This window comes from Streptomyces sp. ITFR-21 (assembly GCF_031844685.1).
GTDB lineage: Bacteria > Actinomycetota > Actinomycetes > Streptomycetales > Streptomycetaceae > Actinacidiphila.
In genome coordinates this window covers 1,710,146-1,730,150 of sequence record NZ_CP134605.1, presented here as the reverse complement: position 1 = coordinate 1,730,150, position 20,005 = coordinate 1,710,146, and the positions used below count along the sequence as shown (strand labels likewise).

Genomic DNA, 20,005 nt, shown 5'->3' with positions numbered 1-20,005 from the left:
CTGCTCCTCCTTAGCTGCCGCGGCGAGGGCCTGTAGTCGTAGGCCGACCCCCTCCCCGCGGAGTTTCGGCGTTCTCCCAGCGCGTCGGCCGCCCCGAGCGGACCTCCGAGGAGCAAGAGCCCCCATGAGCACCCAGCACCAGCACCGTGTCGGCCGTGCCACACCCGTCACCGCCGCGACCGTCACCCAGCGCCCCACCGCCATGCCGATCCACAAGTACGGCCGGTACGAGCAGGTGGACCTGTCCGACCGCACCTGGCCGGACGCCCGCGTCACCCGGGCCCCCCGCTGGCTGTCCACCGACCTGCGCGACGGCAACCAGGCGCTGATCGACCCGATGTCGCCCGCCCGCAAGCGCGAGATGTTCGACCTGCTGGTCCGGATGGGTTACAAGGAGATCGAGGTCGGCTTCCCGTCCTCCGGCCAGACCGACTTCGACTTCGTCCGCTCCATCATCGAGCAGGACGCGATCCCCGAGGACGTGACGATCTCCGTCCTGACGCAGGCCCGCGAGGAGCTGATCGAGCGGACCGTCGAGTCGCTGCGCGGCGCCCGCCGGGCCACCGTCCACCTGTACAACGCGACCGCCCCGGTGTTCCGCCGGGTGGTCTTCCGCGGTACCCGCGAGCAGGTCAGGCAGATCGCGGTGGACGGCACCCGGCTGGTCATGGAGTACGCCGACAAGATCCTGTCCGACGAGACGGTGTTCGGCTACCAGTACAGCCCGGAGATCTTCACCGACACCGAGCTGGACTTCGCGCTGGAGGTCTGCGAGGGCGTGATGGACGTCTGGCAGCCCGAGGAGGGCCGGGAGATCATCCTCAACCTGCCCGCCACCGTCGAGCGGTCGACCCCCTCCACGCACGCCGACCGGTTCGAGTGGATGTCCCGCAACCTGTCCCGGCGCGGGTACGTGTGCCTGTCCGTGCACCCGCACAACGACCGCGGTACGGCGGTGGCCGCCGCCGAACTGGCGCTGATGGCCGGCGCCGACCGGATCGAGGGCTGCCTGTTCGGCCAGGGCGAGCGCACCGGCAACGTCGACCTGGTCACCCTGGGGATGAACCTCTTCAGCCAGGGCGTCGACCCGCAGATCGACTTCTCGCAGATCGACGAGATCCGCCGTACCGCCGAGTACTGCAACCAGATGGAGATCCACCCGCGCCACCCGTACGCGGGCGACCTGGTCTACACGTCCTTCTCCGGCTCCCACCAGGACGCCATCAAGAAGGGCTTCGAGGCCATGGAGGCCGACGCCGCCGCCCAGGGCCGGACGGTGGACGAGATCGAGTGGGCGGTCCCGTACCTGCCCATCGACCCCAAGGACGTCGGCCGCTCCTACGAAGCGGTGATCCGGGTCAACTCGCAGTCCGGCAAGGGCGGTGTCGCCTACGTGCTGAAGAACGACCACAAGCTGGACCTGCCGCGCCGGATGCAGATCGAGTTCTCCCGGATCATCCAGGCCAAGACCGACACCGAGGGCGGCGAGATCACCCCGGCGGAGATCTGGTCGGTCTTCCGCGACGAGTACCTGCCCACCCCGGACAACGCCTGGGGCCGGATCACCCTGCGCTCCGTCCGGACGTCCGGCTCCGACGACGGCACCGACGCGCTGACCGTCGACGCGGTGCTGGACGGCGCCGAGGCGGTGCTGCACGGCACCGGCAACGGCCCGATCTCCGCGTTCTTCGACGCGCTGGCCTCCGCCGGCATCGACGCCCGGCTGCTGGACTACACCGAGCACACCCTGAGCGAGGGCGCCAGCGCGCAGGCGGCCTCGTACATCGAGTGCGCGATCGACGGCCGGGTGCTGTGGGGCATCGGCATCGACCCCAACACCACCCGGGCCTCGCTGCAGGCCGTGGTCTCCGCCGTCAACCGCGCCGGCCGCTGATCACACCCGCGGAACCGGTCGGCGGCGGACGTCCTCGGTGCCGCGTACGGCGGCACTGCGTCCCGCGAAGGTGACGGGAACGACCGGATTTCGTCGTTTCTGCCGCACGGTCGGCCGCCCGGCGGGGTGACCGCGTACGGGGGCGAGGTGAATTGCCCCCGTACGCGGTACTGACTGGGCCTCGTCGGTGTGGCTAACATCACGGCTGTACGGCACCGTTGCCGGAGCGTCTTCGCGCGCCTTCGGTCCGGCAGGGTCGCCTAGCGGAACGAAGACGGCCGGAGGGTGCAGCGTGATGAAGCTGGGGCTGTATATCTGGGGTGTGCGTACCGCTTGGCACACCGAGGACGACGGTGAGTTCTTCTGCCCCGACTGCGGCGGGGACCGTGCCTACCACCGCAGAACCGGCACCCGCAAACTGACCGTGCTGAACGTTCCGCTGCTCGCCCGCGGCTCGGCCGGCACCGTCATCGAGTGCACCGCCTGCCACCGGCGGTTCGGCGCCGAAGTGCTGCTCACGCCCACCACCACCCGGTTCGCGGCGATGCTGCGGGACGCGGTGCACACCATCGCGCTCGCCGTGCTCACCGCGGGCGGCGCCTCGGGCCGGGGCGCACGGGAGGCCGCGGTGTGCGCGGTCCGCGCGGCCGGCTACAGCGACTGCACCGAGGACCAGCTGCTCGGCCTGCTCGCCGCCATCGTCGCCGACGAGGGCCGCTTCCGCCGCTCCGACGAACTCGGCCCCGACTCCTTCGCCGAAGCGGTCGACGGCTGCGGCGGCTGGCTGTCCATCGAGCTGCACGAGGCGCTGGAGCCGCTGGCCGACCACCTGCTCACCCAGGGGCGCGAGCGGGTACTGCTCCAGGGCGCCCACATCGCGCTGGCCGACGGGCCGTACCTGCCGGCCGAGCGGGAGGTGCTGGAGGCCGTCGGCCGATGTCTGTCGCTGCACACCGACGACATCGACCGCCTGCTGACCGCCGCGGCGGCCACCCCCTCCTGACAGCGCCCCCTCTCCCGACGCGCCGGACGCGCCTGACGCGGCCCCGGGCCTTTCCCGCCCCGGGTGGCCCCCGCCGGCCGCTACGCGCCCCGCCGAGGCCCCCGCCCGCGCCGATCCGGGGCTGCCGTACGGGCCGGGCCCCGCCGTACGCGAGAATGGGCGCATGAGCCTGTTCCGCGACGACGGCATCGTGCTGCGCACCCAGAAGCTGGGCGAGGCGGACCGGATCATCACGCTGCTGACCCGCCGGCACGGCCGGGTGCGGGCGGTGGCCCGCGGGGTGCGGCGGACCAAGTCCAAGTTCGGCGCGCGGCTGGAACCGTTCAGCCATGTCGACGTGCAGTTCTTCGCCCGCGGCGGGGAACTGGTCGGCCGCGGGCTGCCGCTGTGCACGCAGGGCGAGACCATCGCGCCGTACGGCGGCGCCATCGTCACCGACTACGACCGCTACACCGCGGGCACCGCGATGCTGGAGACGGCGGAGCGCTTCACCGACCACGAGGGCGAACCGGCCGTCCAGCAGTACCTGCTGCTGGTCGGCGCGCTGCGCACGCTCGCGGGCGGCGACCACGAGCCGCGCCTGGTGCTGGACGCGTTCCTGCTGCGCTCGCTGGCCGTCAACGGCTACGCGCCCAGCTTCGACGACTGCGCCAAATGCGGTATGACCGGGCCGAACCGGTTCTTCTCGGTCGGCGCGGGAGGAGTCGTCTGCGGTGACTGCCGGGTGCCCGGAAGCGTCGTACCCTCTCGGGAGTCACTGGAACTGCTCGGCGCGCTGCTGGGCGGCGACTGGGAGACCGCGGACGCCTGCGAGCCGCGCCACTGCCGGGAGGGCAGCGGACTGGTCGCGGCGTACCTCCAGTGGCACCTGGAGCGCGGCCTGCGGTCGCTGCGGTTCGTCGAGAGGCGGCAGGACGCGGTCCTGGGCGGTGTCGACGCCGCCGAGCAGTAGCGTGCGACCGTGAACACGCGGGACACGCGGGACACGCGGGACACGCAGGACACGTGAAGACGCGGACACGCGGACACGCACGGATGTGGAGATGCGGCGAAGGGGCGGCCGGGCAGGCCGCCCCCCTCAGCCGTCAGGATCGGCCGTCAGGAGAAGTACGACCATGGCACGTCGCGGGATTCTGGCCCGTAACCGAACCGCGTACAAGACCCCGGAACCGCACCCCTCCGGTGCCCGGGCCCCCAAGCTCCCCGGCGAGCTCGTCCCCAAGCACGTCGCCGTCGTCATGGACGGCAACGGCCGCTGGGCCAAGGAGCGCGGGCTGCCCCGTACCGAGGGCCACCGGGTCGGTGAGGGCGTCGTCATGGACGTGCTCAAGGGCTGCCTGGAGATCGGCGTCAAGAACCTGTCGCTCTACGCCTTCTCCACCGAGAACTGGAAGCGCTCGCCGGACGAGGTGCGCTTCCTGATGAACTTCAACCGCGACGTGATCCGCCGCCGCCGCGACGAGATGGACGAGCTGGGGATCCGTATCCGCTGGGTCGGCCGGATGCCGAAGATGTGGAAGTCGGTGGTCCAGGAGCTCCAGGTCGCCCAGGAGCAGACCGTCGGCAACGACGCCATGACGCTGTACTTCTGCGTCAACTACGGCGGCCGGGCGGAGATCGCCGACGCAGCCCAGGCGGTGGCCCGCGATGTCGCCGCCGGCCGGCTCGACCCGGCCAAGGTCAACGAGAAGACCTTCGCCAAGTACCTGTACTACCCGGACATGCCGGACGTCGACCTCTTCCTGCGGCCCAGCGGCGAACAGCGCACCTCCAACTACCTGTTGTGGCAGAGCAGCTACGCCGAGATGGTCTTCCAGGACGTGCTCTGGCCCGACTTCGACCGGCGCGACCTGTGGCGGGCCTGCATGGAGTACGCCTCCCGGGACCGGCGCTTCGGCGGGGCGGTCCCCAACGAGGAGCAGATCCTGCGGGGCTGACCGGCGGGGCTGGCCGGGGCTGATGACCGGGGCTGGGCGGGGCTGGCCGGGGCTGATGACCGGGGCTGGGCGGGGCTGCCGGCGGTCCGACGCCCGTCCGCGGGAGCCGGCGCCTTCGCCGGCTCCCGCCGCGTCCGGGGGGAGGGCGCGGGCTACGGCGCGGAGGAGGAGGGAGCGGACCCGGCACCGGACCCGGCCGGCCCGGCGGCGGCGCAGTCCGCGCAGGTGCCGAAGATCTCCATGGTGTGCGCCACGTCCGCGAACCCGTGCTCGGCGGCGATCGCGTCGGCCCACTTCTCGACCGCGGGACCCTCGACCTCGACCGCCTTGCCGCAGATCCGGCAGACCAGGTGGTGGTGGTGGCCGCCGCCGGAGCAGCGCCGGTAGACCGACTCGCCGTCGCCGGTGCGCAGCACGTCGATCTCGCCCGCGTCGGCCAGCGACTGGAGGGTCCGGTAGACCGTGGTCAGGCCCACCGAGTCGCCGCGGTGCTTGAGGAGGTCGTGCAGGTCCTGTGCGCTGCGGAACTCGTCGACCTCTTCGAGGGCGGCCGAAACGGCGGCCCGCTGCCGGGTCGAACGGCCGCGCACGGGATGCTTGGCGGTGCTCACCGGTGTCTCCTTCTGGGTCTTCTCGGGCGTCTGTGGCGTCTGTGGCATGTCCGCCGTCCCTGGCGTCGTGGGCGTCTGTGCCGCCGTGCCGGCCGCTCGGTCGCCGCCGCCGGTCCGTCCGGTGGCGCCCGGCCCCGGGTGGCGCCGCGGGACAGCTGTCCGGTCGCCCATTGTGCCAGGCCGAGCCCGGTTCAGGTCCTTACCGTCGTCTCCCGCGTCCCGGCCGGCCGCGGGGCGGGCAGCGCCACGTCCGGGGCGCACCGCTCCCGCTCGGCCGCGGCCCGGCGGGCCCGCCGCCCGGCCAGCGGTGCCGCGACGGCCGTCATCAGCAGGAAGACCGCCATCGAGGCCAGGACGATGCTCGCCCCCGGCGGCACGTCGACGTAGTACGAGAACACCGTCCCGGACAGCGACACCACCACCCCGATCAGCATCGACGCCGCCAGCGTCCACGCGAAGCCCCGGGTGACCTGCTGGGCGGCGGCCACCGGGATCACCATCAGCGCGCTGACCAGCAGCAGCCCGACGATCCGCATCGCCACCGTCACGGTGACCGCGGCGGTCACCGCCAGCAGCAGGTTCAACGCCCGCACCGGCAGCCCGCCGACCCGGGCGAACTCCTCGTCCTGGCAGACCGCGAACAGCTGTCGCCGCAGCCCCAGCGTCACCAGCAGCACGAACACCGCGAGCACGGCCATGGGCACGATGTCCTGCGGCGCGATGGTGAGGATGGAGCCGAAGAGGTACGTGGTCAGGTTGGCGGTGGAGCCGTTCGGCGCCAGGTAGATGATCATCACCCCGCCGGCCATGCCGCCGTAGAAGAGCATGGCCAGCGCGACGTCGCCGCGCGTCCTGGCGTACGAGCGGATCAGTTCCATGGCGACCGAGCCGAGCACCGCGATCGCCACCGCCGTCCACACCGGGCTGACCTGGAGCAGGAAGCCCAGCGCGACCCCGGTGAGGGCGACGTGGCCGATGCCGTCGCCCATGATCGACTGCCGCCGCTGCACCAGGAAGACGCCGACGGCGGGCGCGATCACCCCGATCAGCGCGGCGGCCAGCAGCGCCCGGTCCATGAAGGCGTAGTCCAGGATCTCCATTAGAGCGGCCGGCCCTTCGGGTACGCCTGCGCGGCGTGCGGGTGGACGTGGTCGTGGCCGGGCAGCGTGTGCTGCCCGACGCCCCGGGGCGGCGGCCCGTCGTGGACGACGCAGCCGTCCCGCAGCACCACCGCCCGGTCGATCAGCGGCTCCAGCGGCCCGAGTTCGTGCAGGACCAGCAGCACGGTGCCGCCCGCCGCGACCTGTTCGCGCAGCGTGCCGGCGAGCACGTCCTGGCTGGCCAGGTCCACCCCCGCCATCGGCTCGTCCATGATCAGCAGTTCGGGCTCGCCGGCCAGCGCGCGGGCGATCAGCACCCGCTGGTGCTGGCCGCCGGACAGCGCGTCCACCGGGTCCCGGGCCCGGCCGGTGAGGCCCACCCGGTCCAGCGCCCGGTCCACCGCGGCCCGGTCGGCCCGGCCGGGCGGCCGCAGCCGGGTCCGGGACAGCCGCCCGGAGGAGACCACCTCCCGTACCGTCGCCGGCACCCCGCCGGCCGCGGTGGTGCGCTGCGGTACGTAGCCGATCCGCGCCCACTGCCGGAAGTCCGCGCCGGGCGTGCCGAACAGTTCCCAGCCGCCCGCCGACAGCGGCACCCGGCCGACCACCGCCCGTACCGCGGTGGACTTGCCCGAGCCGTTGGCGCCGAGCAGCGCCACCACCTCGCCGCGCGCCACCGCCAGGTCGACGCCGCGCAGCACGGGCCGGCCGCCGAGCGAGACCCGGGCGCCGGTCAGCCGGACCACCGTCTGCCGCCCGGCCGCGCTCACCTCGCCCCCAGCGCGGTGCGCAGCGCCCGCAGATTGGCCCGCTGGACCTGGAAGTAGTCGGCGCCGCGGGACGCGCCGGTGATGCCCTCGATCGGGTCCAGCACGTCGGTGCGCACCCCCAGGTCGCCGGCCACCGCCTTGGCGGCCCGGTCGCTGACCAGCGGCTCGAAGAAGACCGTGCTGACGCCGCTGCGCGCGGCCAGGTCCTGGAGCGCCTTCATCCGGGCCGCGCTGGGCTCGCTCTCCGGGTCGATGCCGTTGATCGCCTCCTCGACCAGGCCGTAGCGCTCGGCGAGGTAGCCGAAGGCGGCGTGGGTGGTCACGAAGGTGTCGCAGGCGCGGTTCCGCAGCCCGGCGCGGAAGGCCGCGTCCAGCGCGCCGAGCTCGCCGACCAGTGTGTCGGTGCCCTTCCGGTACGCCGCCGCGTGCGCGGGGTCGGCCTGTGCCAGTGCCGCGCCGACGCCCCGGGCGACCTGGGCGAAGCGCACCGGGTCCAGCCAGATGTGCGGGTCGGCGCCGGCGTCCTCGCTCCGGCCGCCGCTGCCGTTCCCGCCGGTGGTGTGGTGCCGGCCGTCCACCTCGGTACCGTGGTCCTCGGTCGTGGTCAGCGCCGCCGCGTCCACGGTGTGCCGCACCCCGGACTGCTCGACCGCGGCGTCCACGGCGGGCTGCAGGCCGCGCAGGTAGACCGCCAGGCCGCTGTCGCCGAGCCGGGCCACCTGCCGGGGCGACAGCTCCAGGTCGTGCGGCTCGACGCCGGGCTTGGTGAGGTCGGTGACGTCGACGTATCCGCCGCCTATCCGCCGGACCACGAACTCCAGCGGGTAGAAGGACGCGGTCACCTTGAGCCTCCCGTCCCGCCCGGCGCCCCTGCCGCCCTCGGCGGAGGCGGTCCCGGAACAGCCGGACAGGGCCGGCAGGGCGAGGGCGGCGGCCGCGGCGAGGGCGGTGGCCGGTATCACCCGGCGGAGGGCGTTCATGGTTCTCATTTTCATCTAGACTGGAAACGATTGTCAATTGCCCCCCATGGGGGGACGCACGGCGACCACCGGGAGCTCGCGCTGTCCTTGCAGGTCGCCGAACGGATTTGATAAGCGCCCCGCACCCGCCGGTAATCTGGGACAACTGACCGCTTCGTCGTACTGAAGAGAGCACCGTGGCCGCCGACAAGATCGACACCATCGTCAGCCTGAGCAAGCGCCGTGGCTTCGTATTCCCCAGCAGCGAGATTTACGGCGGCTCCAAGGCCGCCTGGGACTACGGACCACTGGGCGTGGAGCTCAAGGAGAACATCAAGCGCCAGTGGTGGCGCGCCATGGTGATTTCGCGTGACGACGTGGTGGGCATCGACTCGTCGGTGATCCTCGCCCCCGAGGTCTGGGTCGCCTCCGGCCACGTCGCCACCTTCTCCGACCCGTTGACCGAGTGCACCTCCTGCCACAAGCGCTACCGTGCCGACCACCTGGAAGAGGCGTACGAGGCGAAGCACGGCAAGCCGCCGGCCAACGGCCTGGCCGACGTCAACTGCCCGCACTGCGGCACCAAGGGCGCCTTCACCGAGCCCAAGCAGTTCTCCGGCATGCTCCAGACCCACCTCGGCCCGACCCAGGACGCCGGCTCGGTGGCGTACCTGCGGCCCGAGACGGCGCAGGGCATTTTTGTGAACTTCGGCCAGGTTCAGACCACTTCGCGGAAAAAGCCGCCGTTCGGCATCGCCCAGATGGGCAAGTCGTTCCGCAACGAGATCACCCCCGGCAACTTCATCTTCCGCACCCGCGAGTTCGAGCAGATGGAGATGGAGTTCTTCGTCAAGCCGGGCGAGGACGAGAAGTGGCACGAGTACTGGATGCAGGAGCGCTGGAACTGGTACACCGGCCTCGGCATCCGCGAGGAGAACATCCGCTGGTACGACCACCCCAAGGAGAAGCTCTCCCACTACTCCAAGCGCACCGCCGACATCGAGTACCGCTTCAACTTCGGCGGCCAGGAGTTCAGCGAGCTGGAGGGCGTCGCCAACCGCACCGACTTCGACCTGTCCGCCCACTCCAAGGCGTCCGGCCAGGACCTGTCGTACTTCGACCAGGAGGCGGGCGAGCGCTGGTTCCCGTACGTCATCGAGCCCGCGGCCGGCGTCAACCGCGCCATGCTGGCCTTCATGCTCGACGCGTACAACGAGGACGAGGCCCCCAACGCCAAGGGCGCCATGGAGAAGCGCACGGTCATGCGGCTCGACCCGCGGCTGGCCCCGGTCAAGGTCGCCGTCCTCCCGCTCTCCCGCAACCCCGAGCTCTCGCCGAAGGCGAAGGGCCTGGCCACCGCGCTCCGCAAGAGCTGGAACATCGAGTTCGACGACGCGGGCGCGATCGGCCGCCGCTACCGCCGCCAGGACGAGATCGGCACGCCGTTCTGCGTCACGGTGGACTTCGACACCCTTGAGGACAACGCGGTCACGGTACGGGAGCGGGACACCATGAAGCAGGAGCGGGTCTCGCTGGACCAGGTGGAGTCCTACCTGGGCGGGCGCCTCCTCGGCTGCTGACGCCTGCGGACGGTCCCCTGCCGACGGACCGGCTCCCTCCCGAGCCGGTCCGTCGCGGCGCGTCCGGGGGCCCCGGCGGGGCTTCCGCCAGGGTCCCGGCCGGGTCCTGCGGCGCCGGCGGCCGGCCGGGGGAAGGCCCGGACGGCGAGGGCGGCGCAGACCGCGGCCAGGGGGAGTTCGGCGGCGAAGGCCATCAGGAGGGCCGCGGTGAGGTCGGCGCCCGAGGAGGTCATGACGTCGAACCAGGCGTCGACGACGAGCAGCATCGCGGTGGCCGCGGCGGCGGCCGACCGGACGGGGTGGCGCCGCACCGTGAGCAGGCCCGTGGCGATCAGGCCGACCGCCTCCATGGCGTCCAGGCCGACCCAGGCGGTGGTCAAGTGCGGAACCGCCGTGGTCGGCGGCAGCCCGGTGGCCAGCACGACGAGCCAGGGTACGAGGGCCGCACCGCAGGCCGCCAGCGCGTATCCGGGCCAGCGGCGGAGCACCGGGACGGGCGCGTCCGGGGGCGCGGCGCGGGGGGCGGGCAGGTGGACGGCTCTCGGGTGGCGGGCCGACCTCTCGCTCACGGACATCGCTGTGTCTCCCTCCGGTCCGCCCCCGCGTGCTGCACAACGCCGGGCAGGGCGAAAACCCTCCCGGAAGCCTGCCCGGCAGCGGGCCGCGCACCGGTGCCGCGGCCGAAGCGGCCGAAGGGACCGGTCCGGCGGCCGGTTCCGCCCGGTTGCCGTCGCCGGGTCCTGCCGCCCCCTCCGTCGCCGGGTCGCGCCGCCCGCCCCGGGCGGCGGGACCGGCCGCGGGCGAGCGGGCTCAGAGCAGCCGGCGCGGCAGCCTGAGGCTCAGCGTGATCGTCGCCGCCACCGTCAGCAGTTCGGCCAGCAGTGTCCAGGCCAGCGCGTCCTTGATGCCCACCGAGGACGACAGGGTCAGGAAGAGGGTGCCGACCGTCGCCACGCCGAGCGCCAGGCTGGACTGCTGGGTGGTGGCCATCGCACCGCCGCCCACGCCCGCCTGCTGCGGCGGCACCTCGCTGAGCACGATCCTGATCACCACCGGCATCACCAGGCCCTGCCCGAAGCCGGCCACCGCCATGCCCGGCGCCAGCGCCCAGATGCTCAGGTGCGGCCAGCCCCACAGGAAGGTCCCGGTCAGGATCAGCAGGCCGACCCCCTGGGTCAGCGATCCCGCCGTCACCGTCCGGCGGCCGAACCGGGCCACCGCGCGCGGGCCCAGCAGCGACGACACGAAGAACGCCACGCACAGCGGCGCCAGCGCCGCGCCCGCGGCCATCGGCCCGAAGCGCAGCCCGTCCTGCATGGCCACCGCCAGGACGAACATGAAGCCGCCGAAGCCGACGCAGAACGGCACGAGCAGCATCAGTCCGCTGCGGACGCTGTGGATGCGGACCAGCGACGGCGGCAGCAGCGGGGTGCCGCCGGCGCGCTCACCGCGCCGCTCCACCACCACGAAGCCCGTCGCGGCGAACGGCGACACCGCCAGCAGCGCCCACGACCACACCGGCCAGCCGGCCGCCCGGCCCTCGGTCAGCGGCAGCAGCAGCGTGATCAAGGTCACGCCGAGCAGCACCGTACCGGCCCGGTCGATCCGGGCGGGGTGCGCGGAGCGGGTCGCCGGCACCACGCGCGGCGCCAGGACCAGGGCGAGCGCCGCGACCGGCACGTTGACCAGGAAGATCGCCCGCCAGCCGGTGCCCGCGATGTCCGCGGAGACCAGCAGACCGCCCAGCAGCTGCCCGACCACGCTGGCCAGACCGGCCGTGGCGCCGTAGTAGCTCACCGCCTTGCCGCGGCTGCTGCCGGAGGTGGCGGACTGGATGGTGGCGAGCACCTGGGGGAGCAGCATCGCCGAAGAGGCGCCCTGGGCGACGCGGGTGGCCACCAGCGTCCACGCGTTGGGCGCGAGACCGCAGGCCAGCGAGGTCACGGCGAAGGCCGCCAGACCCCACAGGAAGAGGTTGCGGCGGCCGAACATGTCGCCGAGCCGGCCGCCCAGGACGAGCAGCACGGCGTAGGCGACGCCGTAGCCGGCCACCACCATCTCCAGCACCGCGGGGCCGGCGTCCAGATCGCGGTCGATGGTGGGCAGGGCCACGTTCACGATGAACGAGTCCACCATGGGCAGTGCCGCGCCGATCAGCACGGTGAACAGACCGAGCGTGCTGAGCGTCGGGGCGGCGGCCTTGGCGGCGGAGGGGGACGGGGCTTGCCGGGCGGGCACGCCGATGCGGGTCACGCGCGGCAGCACCTCGGCCCTTGATGTCGGGCTCTTCTGCATTCGGTCGGTCACCCGCTCAACCTTGTCCCCCTTCCCAAGGGGGTACCAGAGAGCGTTTATCCAGGTATACGGACCACCTGGCAACCGGCTGCGGATTGGGGCACCCTGGCGGCATGACCGCAGCCACGGACCGGCCCGCCGCCGACTCCCGGGACGCCCAGGAGAGCCGCCGCCGCGAACTGGCGTCCTTCCTGCGCAGCCGCCGCGAACGGATCTCCCCGGAGTCGGTCGGACTGCCTCCCGGCCGCCGGCGCCGCACCCCCGGGCTGCGTCGCGAGGAGGTGGCGCAGCTCGCCGCCGTCGGCGTCACCTGGTACACCTGGCTCGAACAGGCCCGCGAGATCCAGGTCTCCGGGCAGGTCGCCGACGCCATCGCCCGCGCCCTGATGCTGGACCGGGACGAGCGCCGCCACCTGTTCACGCTGGCCGGCGCTCCCGATCCGCACCCCTACCTGGACTGCCCGGGGATGTCCCCCGCCGTCCAGGTGATGATCGACCAGCTGGAGCCGATGCCCGCCGCCGTCTTCAACAGCCGGTACGACATCATCGCCTACAACCGTACCTACGGCCGGCTGGTCGGCGACCTCGACGCGCTGCCGGTCGAGGACCGCAACGTGATGTGGCTGTGCTTCACCGACCCCCGGTGGAAGGAACAGGTCCCGGACCGCGAGACGAACATCCGGCTGATGGCCGCGAAGTTCCGCGTCTCGCTCGCCCAGCACCTCGGCGAGGCGCCCTGGAAAGCCCTCCTGAAGCGCCTTCAGCAGGCGTCGCCGGAGTTCTGCGAGGTCTGGGAGCGGCACGAGGTGCTCCAGCCGGAGACGCACGTCAAGCGCTTCCTCAACCCGGTGGTCGGCCCGCTGGCCTTCGACTCCACCAACCTGTGGCTCGGCCCCCAGGCGGGCCCGCGGCTGACCACCTACACCCCGGTCGACGAGGTCTCCCGCGAGCGCCTGGACCGGCTGTACGCCGGCATCCTCGCGGAGCGGAGCCCGGTCGGGGTCTGAGACCGGGCCGGGGTCGGAACCGGGCGGGGTCCGCGCTGGTCGGGGTCGCAGCCGGACGGGGCCCGCGCCGGGCGCGGTCTCGGGCCGGCGGTCAGTCCTGCGCGGCCAGTGCCGTGGTGATGCGGTCGAGGGCGGCCAGGTCGGCGGGGGACAGGGCGAGGAGGGCCGGCGGCGGAGTGCCCAGGATGGCGTTGGCGCGGGCGGCGGCCCGGTGGCCCTCGGGGGTGGCCGAGACGATCTTGAAGCGGCGGTCGGTGGGGTGCTGGCGCCGTTCGACCAGGCCGCGGCCCTCCAGGTCGTCGACGACGAGAGTGAGATAGGGGCGGTCGGAGGCCAGTTCGGCGGCGAGTTCGCTCATCCGGGAGGGGGCCGCCGCGATCCGGCGCAGCGCCTTGACGCGGAAGAAGCTCATGCCGAGGGCCTCGGCGGTCTCCTTGCGGCGCTCGTTCCGCTCCAGGACCAGGGCGCGCAGGTTGCGCCAGACCCGCTCGGCGGCGTCCGCGCCCTCCGCGGCCGTACCCGCGCCCTGGGCCGCGCCCGTCTCCATGTCCGTACCCGCGCCCTCGGCCGTACCTGTCTCCATGTCCGTACCCGCGCCCTCGGCCGTACCCGTCTCCATGGCCGTATCCGTCCTCAGCCCGTCCTCGTCGCGATCACGCGTTCACCGCCGTCACCCGTACGTCCTCCGGCTCCGGGGTCAGCAGGCTCGCCGTGCGCTCGGCGGTGCCGCGGGCCCAGCGGCCGGTGGTCAGGGTACCGAGGACCAGCACCGACAGGCCGCAGCCCGCGATGATCCACCACGCGCCGGCGTGCAGGCCCGCGGCCAGGGCGGCACCGAGGACGGCGACGCCCAGGGACTGGCCGACCTGGCGGCTGGTGGAGGCCACGGCCGCCGCCACGCCCGCCTGGGCGCGGGGCATGCCGGAGACCGCCGTGTTGGTGATGGGCGCGTTGACGAAGCCGAAGCCGATGCCGAACAGGACGTAGGTGACGTACAGCCGGGTGTCGGAGGACTGCGCGTCGAAGGCGGCGAAGAGGACCCCGCTGACCGTCATCGCGACGCCCGCGAGCACCAGCGAGACCCGCGGTCCGCGGGAGGCGACCAGGCGGCCGGACACCGGCGCGAAGATCAGCGTCATCACCGCCATCGGCACCATGTGGAGGCCGGCGTCCAGCGCCGACATGCCCCGCTGGTTTTGGAGGTAGAGGGTGTTGAGGAAGAGGAACCCGCCGAGCGCGGCGAAGGCGCTGACCGCGATCAAGGTCGCCCCGCTGAACGGCACGCTGCGGAAGAACCGGGTGTCGATCAGCGGGTCGACCCGCCGCTTCTCGTAGCCGGCCAGCCCGGCCACCGCCAGCGCCGACGCCGCGAAGCAGCCGATGATCAGCGGGGACGTCCAGCCTGCGCCCGCCCCCTCGATGATCCCGTAGGTGAGCGTGCCGAGCAGCGCGATCACCAGCACCTGCCCCACCGGGTCCGCCCGGCGCACCCGCTGCGCCCGCGACTCCGGGATGTAGCGGGCGGTGAGCACCAGCGCGGCCAGTCCCACCGGCAGGTTGATCCAGAAGACCGACCGCCAGCCGACCGACTGCACCAGCGCGCCGCCGACGATCGGCCCGGTCGCCATGCTGACGCCCATGACCCCGCCCCAGACGCCTATCGCCCGAGCGCGTTCGCGCACGTCGGAGAAGGTGTTGGTGATGATCGACATGGCCACCGGGTTGAGCATCGAACCGCCGACCGCCTGCACCATCCGGAAGGCGATCAGCCAGCCGAGGCCCGGCGCCAGGCTGCACAGCAGGGAACCGGAGGTGAACAGCACCAGCCCGGTCTGGAAGATCCGCTTGCGCCCGATGCGGTCCGCGGTCGACCCGGAGAGCAGCAGCAGCGAGGCCAGCACCAGCAGGTACGCGTCGATCGTCCACTGCAGCCCGGAGACACCGGCGTGGAAGTCCTTCTGCACGGACGGCAGCGCCACGTTCAGGATCGTGTTGTCGAGGCTGACGATCAGCAGGCTCAGGCAGCAGACGCCGAGAATGAGCAGACGGCGTTGACGCGTGAGCTCGGGTATGGCGTCGGCTTCGATATGGATGGTGGCTCCAATGATTGTACGAGTCTAACCATTAATATCGTACAACTAGTGGGGACGGGGGCGGTTCGGGGGCGGCGGGGGCCGGGGGAAGTTGTCCACAGGCCCGCGGGCGGGGCCGCGGGCTGCCGGGGGAGTGCGCGAGAATGGGTCGCATGACCGCTGACGCCGCCCTGGCCCCGCCCGCTACGGGCGCTCTGACGATCGGCCCGCACACCGTGTGGCCGCCGGTCGTGCTCGCCCCGATGGCGGGCATCACCAACGCGCCCTTCCGCACCCTGTGCCGGGAGTTCTCCGGCGGCAGGGGCCTGTTCGTCAGCGAGATGATCACCACCCGCGCCCTCGTCGAGCGCAACGAGAAGACGATGCACCTCATCCGCTTCGACGCCACCGAGACCCCGCGCTCGATCCAGCTGTACGGCGTCGACCCGGCCACCGTCGGCAAGGCGGTCGCGATGATCGTGGACGAGGACCTGGCCGACCACATCGACCTCAACTTCGGCTGCCCGGTGCCGAAGGTGACCCGCAAGGGCGGCGGTTCGGCCCTGCCCTTCAAGCGGAACCTGCTGCGGGCGATCCTGCGTGCGGCGGTGGGCAACGCGGGCGACCTCCCGGTCACCATCAAGATGCGCAAGGGCATCGACGACGACCACCTGACGTACCTCGACGCGGGCCGGATCGCGGTCGAGGAGGGCGTCACCGCGATGGCGCTGCACGGCCGTACCGCCGCCCAGCACTACGGCGGCACCGCCGACTGGGACGCCATAGCCCGGCTCAAGGAGCACGTCCCGGACATCCCGGTGCTGGGCAACGGCGACATCTGGTGCGCCGAGGACGCGGTGCGGATGATGCGGGAGACCGGCTGCGACGGCGTGGTGGTCGGACGCGGCTGCCTGGGTCGGCCGTGGCTGTTCGGCGACCTGGTGGCGGCCTTCGAACCCGGCGCCGACCGGGCCGCCGCGGCACCGGACTTCGGACAGGTCGCGGCCGTGATGCGGCGGCACGCCGAGCTGCTCGGCCGGTGGCTCGGCGACGAGGCCCGCGGGGTCATCGACTTCCGCAAGCACGTGCCCTGGTACACCAAGGGCTTCTCGGTCGGCTCCGAACTGCGCCGCGCCCTGGCCACCGCCTCCTCGCTCGCCGAACTGGACGAGCACCTGGGGATGCTGGACCACGCCCAGCCCTGGCCGGTCCACGCCGACGGCCCGCGCGGCCGTACCGCGCCGGGCAAGCGGGTGGTCCTCCCGGACGGCTGGCTCGACGACCCGTACGACTGCGCTGCGCTGAGCGAGGACGCCGAAACGGACACCTCCGGCGGCTGACCGGGCCCCCGGGGCTGCCCCGCCGGGCGCCCGCCGCGCGGGCGGGCTGCCCCGGCCCGTCCGGGATGTGAGACGCGGCGGCTCGTCGGCGCGTGATTCATGCCACACTTGATATCTCTTGCGCTCATCGGAGCGCACAAAGGAGCGCCTTACCTCTCGAATGAACGGCACTCCGTGCCGCCCCCCGTGTCTCCATGTCGCCACCCCAACCGTCACCACGCGTAGCCGGATCCAGGGTGGCGTCTCGCCCTCCGGGATTCCCCCTTCGACTCGTGAACGGACGCCGGATTCCCGCCGGCGGCCGTCCACATTGGATTTGTCGGCAGACGGGCGGTTACACCCGTGTGTCGTGGTGATGGACGCTCTTCAGCACCTTGGAGATGGGTACGCTCCCCGCCGTCAGGGCATCCCAGCCGCAACCCGGCCGCGAGGATCGCGAGGAGTCGAGGACCACGTGTCGGCACCAGAGAAACAACCGAAGTTCGTCTATGACTTCACTGAGGGCAACAAGGACCTCAAGGACCTGCTCGGCGGGAAGGGTGCGAACCTCGCCGAGATGACCAACCTCGGACTGCCCGTCCCGCCGGGCTTCACCATCACCACCGAGGCGTGCAGGGTCTACCTGGAGACCGGCACGGAGCCGTCCGCCCTGCGCGACGAGGTGAGTGCGCACCTCGACGCGCTGGAGCGCCGGATGGGCAGGAAGCTCGGCCAGCCCGACGGCCCGCTGCTGGTGTCGGTCCGCTCGGGAGCCAAGTTCTCGATGCCCGGCATGATGGACACCGTCCTCAACATCGGCCTGTCCGACGCCTCGGTGGCGGGCCTCGCGGCCCGGCTCGGCGACGAGCGGTTCGCCTGGGACTCCTACCGCCGGCTGCTCCAGATGTTCGGCAAAACCGTCCTGGGCGTGGACGGCGAGCTGTTCGAAGAGGCGCTGGACGAGGCCAAGCGGGCCAAGGGCGCCGGAAGCGATCTCGGTCTGGACGCCGCCGACCTGCGGCAGCTCGTCGACGACTTCAAGTCGATCGTGGCCAAGGAGGCCGGCCGCGAGTTCCCGCAGGAGCCGCGCGAGCAACTGGACCTGGCCGTCCGGGCGGTCTTCGACTCCTGGAACACCGACCGCGCCAAGCTCTACCGCCGCCAGGAACGCATCCCCGGCGACCTCGGCACCGCCGTCACCGTCTGCTCGATGGTCTTCGGCAACCTCGGGCCCGACTCCGGCACCGGCGTCGCCTTCACCCGCGACCCGGCCAGCGGCCACCAGGGCGTCTACGGCGACTACCTGCAGAACGCGCAGGGCGAGGACGTGGTGGCCGGCATCCGCAACACCGTGCCGCTCGCCGACCTGGAGACGATCGACCGGGATTCGTACGACCGGCTGACGAAGATCATGGAGACCCTGGAGACGCACTACCAGGACCTGTGCGACATCGAGTTCACCATCGAGCGCGGCCACCTGTGGATGCTCCAGACCCGGGTCGGCAAGCGCACCGCGGCAGCCGCCTTCCGGATCGCCACCCAGCTGGTCGACCAGGGGGTCATCGACGAGGCCGAGGCCCTCCAGCGGGTCACCGGCGCCCAGCTCGGCCAGCTGATGTTCCCCCGCTTCGAGGAGACGGTCGCCGACAGCCCGCAGGTGCGGCGGATCGGCTGGGGCATCGCCGCCTCACCGGGCGCGGCGGTCGGCAAGGCGGTCTTCGACTCGTACACCGCGGTGAAGTGGTCCCGCTCGGGGGAGCGGGTCATCCTGATCCGCCGCGAGACCAACCCCGACGACCTCGACGGCATGATCGCCGCGCAGGGCATCCTCACCTCCCGCGGCGGCAAGACCTCGCACGCCGCCGTCGTCGCCCGCGGCATGGGCAAGACCTGTGTGTGCGGCGCCGAGGAGCTGGAGGTCGACACCAAGCGGCGCCGGCTGACCGCGCCCGGCGGCCTGGTGATAGAGGAGGGCGACCTGATCTCGATCGACGGCTCCACCGGCAAGGTGTACGTCGGCGAGGTGCCGGTCGTACCGTCACCGGTCGTCGAGTACTTCGAGGGGCGCATGCACGCCGGCGCCGAGGAGGCCGACGAACTCGTCCAGGCCGTGCACCGGATCATGGCGTACGCCGACCGGGTGCGCCGGCTGCGGGTGCGGGCCAACGCCGACAACGCGCAGGACGCCGCCCGCGCCCGGCGGTTCGGGGCACAGGGCATCGGCCTGTGCCGCACCGAGCACATGTTCCTCGGCGAGCGGCGCGAGCTGGTCGAGCGGCTCATCCTCGCGGACACCGACGCCGAGCGCGACGAGGCCCTCGGCGCGCTCCTGCCGCTGCAGAAGGCCGACTTCATCGAGCTGTTCGAGGCGATGGACGGACTGCCCGTCACCGTACGGCTGCTGGACCCGCCGCTGCACGAGTTCCTGCCGGACATCACCGAGCTGTCGGTCCGGGTGGCGCTGGCCGAGGCCCGCAGGGACGCCAACGAGAACGACCTGCGGCTGCTCCAGGCGGTGCACCGGCTGCACGAGTCGAACCCGATGCTGGGCCTGCGCGGGGTACGGCTCGGGCTGGTCATCCCGGGGCTGTTCGCGATGCAGGTACGGGCCATCGCCCAGGCCGCCGCGCACCGGCGGTCGGTCAAGGGCGACCCGCGGCCGGAGATCATGATCCCGCTGGTCGGCACCGTCCAGGAACTGGAGATCGTCCGCGAGGAGGCGGACCGGGTGGTCGCCGAGGTCGAGGCGGCCACCGGCACCTCGCTCGGGCTGTCCATCGGCACCATGATCGAGCTGCCCCGGGCCGCCCTCACCGCCGGCCAGATCGCGGAGGCCGCCGAGTTCTTCTCCTTCGGCACCAACGACCTGACCCAGATGGTGTGGGGCTTCTCCCGCGACGACGTGGAGGCGTCCTTCTTCACCGCCTACCTGGAGAAGGGCATCTTCGGCGTCTCCCCGTTCGAGACGATCGACCGGGACGGCGTCGGCGCCCTCGTCCGCTCCGCCGCCGAGGCCGGCCGCGCCACCCGCCCCGGCCTCAAGCTCGGCGTCTGCGGGGAGCACGGCGGCGACCCGGAGTCCGTGCACTTCTTCCACCACGTCGGACTCGACTACGTCTCCTGCTCGCCGTTCCGCATCCCGGTCGCCCGCCTCGAAGCGGGCCGCGCCGCGGCCACTCCGCGATGACCACCTGACCGGGCCGGGCCCGGACCAGCCGGCGGCGGCCCCACCCCGGGGCCCCAACCCTCACCGCCGGCCCACCCCGGGGCTCCGGCCCATTCCGCCGGGGGCGGCGCTTCGTGCGGAGGCGCCGCCCCCGGCTCATCACGCCCGGCTCATCACGCCCCGCCCATTACGCCCTCGCCCATTACGCCCCTGCCCGTCACGCCCCCGCAGGGCGCTCGCTCGTGGCGAGGGCTCGCCGGCGGGTCCCTGCGGGGGTCCCGGGACGCCGGAC

The 20,005-nt window shown here is 72.7% G+C and carries 16 protein-coding genes; 8 read left to right on the top strand and 8 right to left on the bottom strand.

Annotated elements, in window-relative coordinates:
- Positions 1 to 124: 124 nt before the first annotated feature.
- The 4 genes from leuA to RLT57_RS07695 all read left to right on the top strand — a co-directional run bounded on the left by leuA (position 125) and on the right by RLT57_RS07695 (position 4,834).
- Positions 125 to 1,894 (top strand): 2-isopropylmalate synthase, encoded by a 1,770-nt coding sequence (gene leuA, locus RLT57_RS07710; protein ID WP_311296617.1) that lies wholly within the window; start codon positions 125 to 127, stop codon positions 1,892 to 1,894.
- A gap of 295 nt (positions 1,895 to 2,189) precedes the next feature.
- Positions 2,190 to 2,897: a TerB family tellurite resistance protein gene (locus RLT57_RS07705; RefSeq protein WP_311296616.1), complete on the top strand. Its 708-nt coding sequence runs from the start codon at positions 2,190 to 2,192 to the stop codon at positions 2,895 to 2,897.
- Between the two features lie 163 nt (positions 2,898 to 3,060).
- Positions 3,061 to 3,849 (top strand): DNA repair protein RecO, encoded by a 789-nt coding sequence (gene recO, locus RLT57_RS07700; RefSeq protein WP_311296615.1) that lies wholly within the window; start codon positions 3,061 to 3,063, stop codon positions 3,847 to 3,849.
- A 163-nt stretch (positions 3,850 to 4,012) separates the two neighbouring features.
- Positions 4,013 to 4,834 (top strand): isoprenyl transferase, encoded by an 822-nt coding sequence (locus RLT57_RS07695; RefSeq protein WP_311296614.1) that lies wholly within the window; start codon positions 4,013 to 4,015, stop codon positions 4,832 to 4,834.
- A 152-nt stretch (positions 4,835 to 4,986) separates the two neighbouring features.
- Here RLT57_RS07695 and RLT57_RS07690 read toward each other — a convergent pair whose 3' ends face one another.
- The 4 genes from RLT57_RS07690 to RLT57_RS07675 form a co-directional block, all read right to left on the bottom strand.
- Entirely contained in the window at positions 4,987 to 5,445 is a 459-nt protein-coding gene (locus tag RLT57_RS07690; RefSeq protein ID WP_311296613.1) for a Fur family transcriptional regulator, read from the bottom strand.
- 191 nt (positions 5,446 to 5,636) lie between these two features.
- A complete protein-coding gene (locus RLT57_RS07685; RefSeq protein WP_311296612.1) occupies positions 5,637 to 6,545 on the bottom strand; it encodes a metal ABC transporter permease in 909 nt (302 codons plus the stop codon).
- Positions 6,545 to 7,315, bottom strand: coding sequence for a metal ABC transporter ATP-binding protein (locus RLT57_RS07680; protein WP_311296611.1), 771 nt, complete (start codon positions 7,313 to 7,315; stop codon positions 6,545 to 6,547). Before RLT57_RS07680 ends, RLT57_RS07685 begins: the two co-directional genes overlap by 1 nt.
- Positions 7,312 to 8,295 (bottom strand): metal ABC transporter substrate-binding protein, encoded by a 984-nt coding sequence (locus RLT57_RS07675; protein ID WP_311296610.1) that lies wholly within the window; start codon positions 8,293 to 8,295, stop codon positions 7,312 to 7,314. Before RLT57_RS07675 ends, RLT57_RS07680 begins: the two co-directional genes overlap by 4 nt.
- Before the next feature lie 176 nt (positions 8,296 to 8,471).
- Between RLT57_RS07675 and RLT57_RS07670 the strand changes: the two genes are divergently transcribed.
- Entirely contained in the window at positions 8,472 to 9,854 is a 1,383-nt protein-coding gene (locus RLT57_RS07670; protein WP_311296609.1) for a glycine--tRNA ligase, read from the top strand.
- Here RLT57_RS07670 and RLT57_RS07665 read toward each other — a convergent pair.
- A complete protein-coding gene (locus RLT57_RS07665) occupies positions 9,824 to 10,429 on the bottom strand; it encodes a hypothetical protein (protein ID WP_311296608.1) in 606 nt (201 codons plus the stop codon). The two genes, RLT57_RS07670 and RLT57_RS07665, sit on opposite strands and share 31 nt — an antisense overlap.
- A 235-nt stretch (positions 10,430 to 10,664) precedes the next feature.
- On the bottom strand, positions 10,665 to 12,149 hold the full coding sequence (locus tag RLT57_RS07660; RefSeq protein WP_311300620.1) for an MFS transporter: 1,485 nt from the start codon (positions 12,147 to 12,149) through the stop codon (positions 10,665 to 10,667).
- Positions 12,150 to 12,262: 113 nt separating this feature from the next.
- On the opposite strand from RLT57_RS07660, the gene RLT57_RS07655 reads away from it, so the two are divergent.
- On the top strand, positions 12,263 to 13,156 hold the full coding sequence (locus RLT57_RS07655) for a helix-turn-helix transcriptional regulator (protein WP_311296607.1): 894 nt from the start codon (positions 12,263 to 12,265) through the stop codon (positions 13,154 to 13,156).
- A 91-nt stretch (positions 13,157 to 13,247) separates the two neighbouring features.
- Here the strand turns inward: RLT57_RS07655 and RLT57_RS07650 are convergent, their stop codons facing one another.
- Positions 13,248 to 13,775 (bottom strand): MarR family winged helix-turn-helix transcriptional regulator, encoded by a 528-nt coding sequence (locus RLT57_RS07650; protein ID WP_311296606.1) that lies wholly within the window; start codon positions 13,773 to 13,775, stop codon positions 13,248 to 13,250.
- Positions 13,776 to 13,809: 34 nt separating this feature from the next.
- Entirely contained in the window at positions 13,810 to 15,228 is a 1,419-nt protein-coding gene (locus RLT57_RS07645) for a DHA2 family efflux MFS transporter permease subunit (protein ID WP_311300619.1), read from the bottom strand.
- A 173-nt stretch (positions 15,229 to 15,401) separates the two neighbouring features.
- On the opposite strand from RLT57_RS07645, the gene dusB reads away from it, so the two are divergent.
- Entirely contained in the window at positions 15,402 to 16,568 is a 1,167-nt protein-coding gene (dusB, locus tag RLT57_RS07640) for a tRNA dihydrouridine synthase DusB (protein WP_311296605.1), read from the top strand.
- Positions 16,569 to 16,923: 355 nt separating this feature from the next.
- Positions 16,924 to 19,734, top strand: coding sequence for a pyruvate, phosphate dikinase (gene ppdK, locus RLT57_RS07635; RefSeq protein ID WP_311296604.1), 2,811 nt, complete (start codon positions 16,924 to 16,926; stop codon positions 19,732 to 19,734).
- Positions 19,735 to 20,005 lie beyond the last annotated feature (271 nt).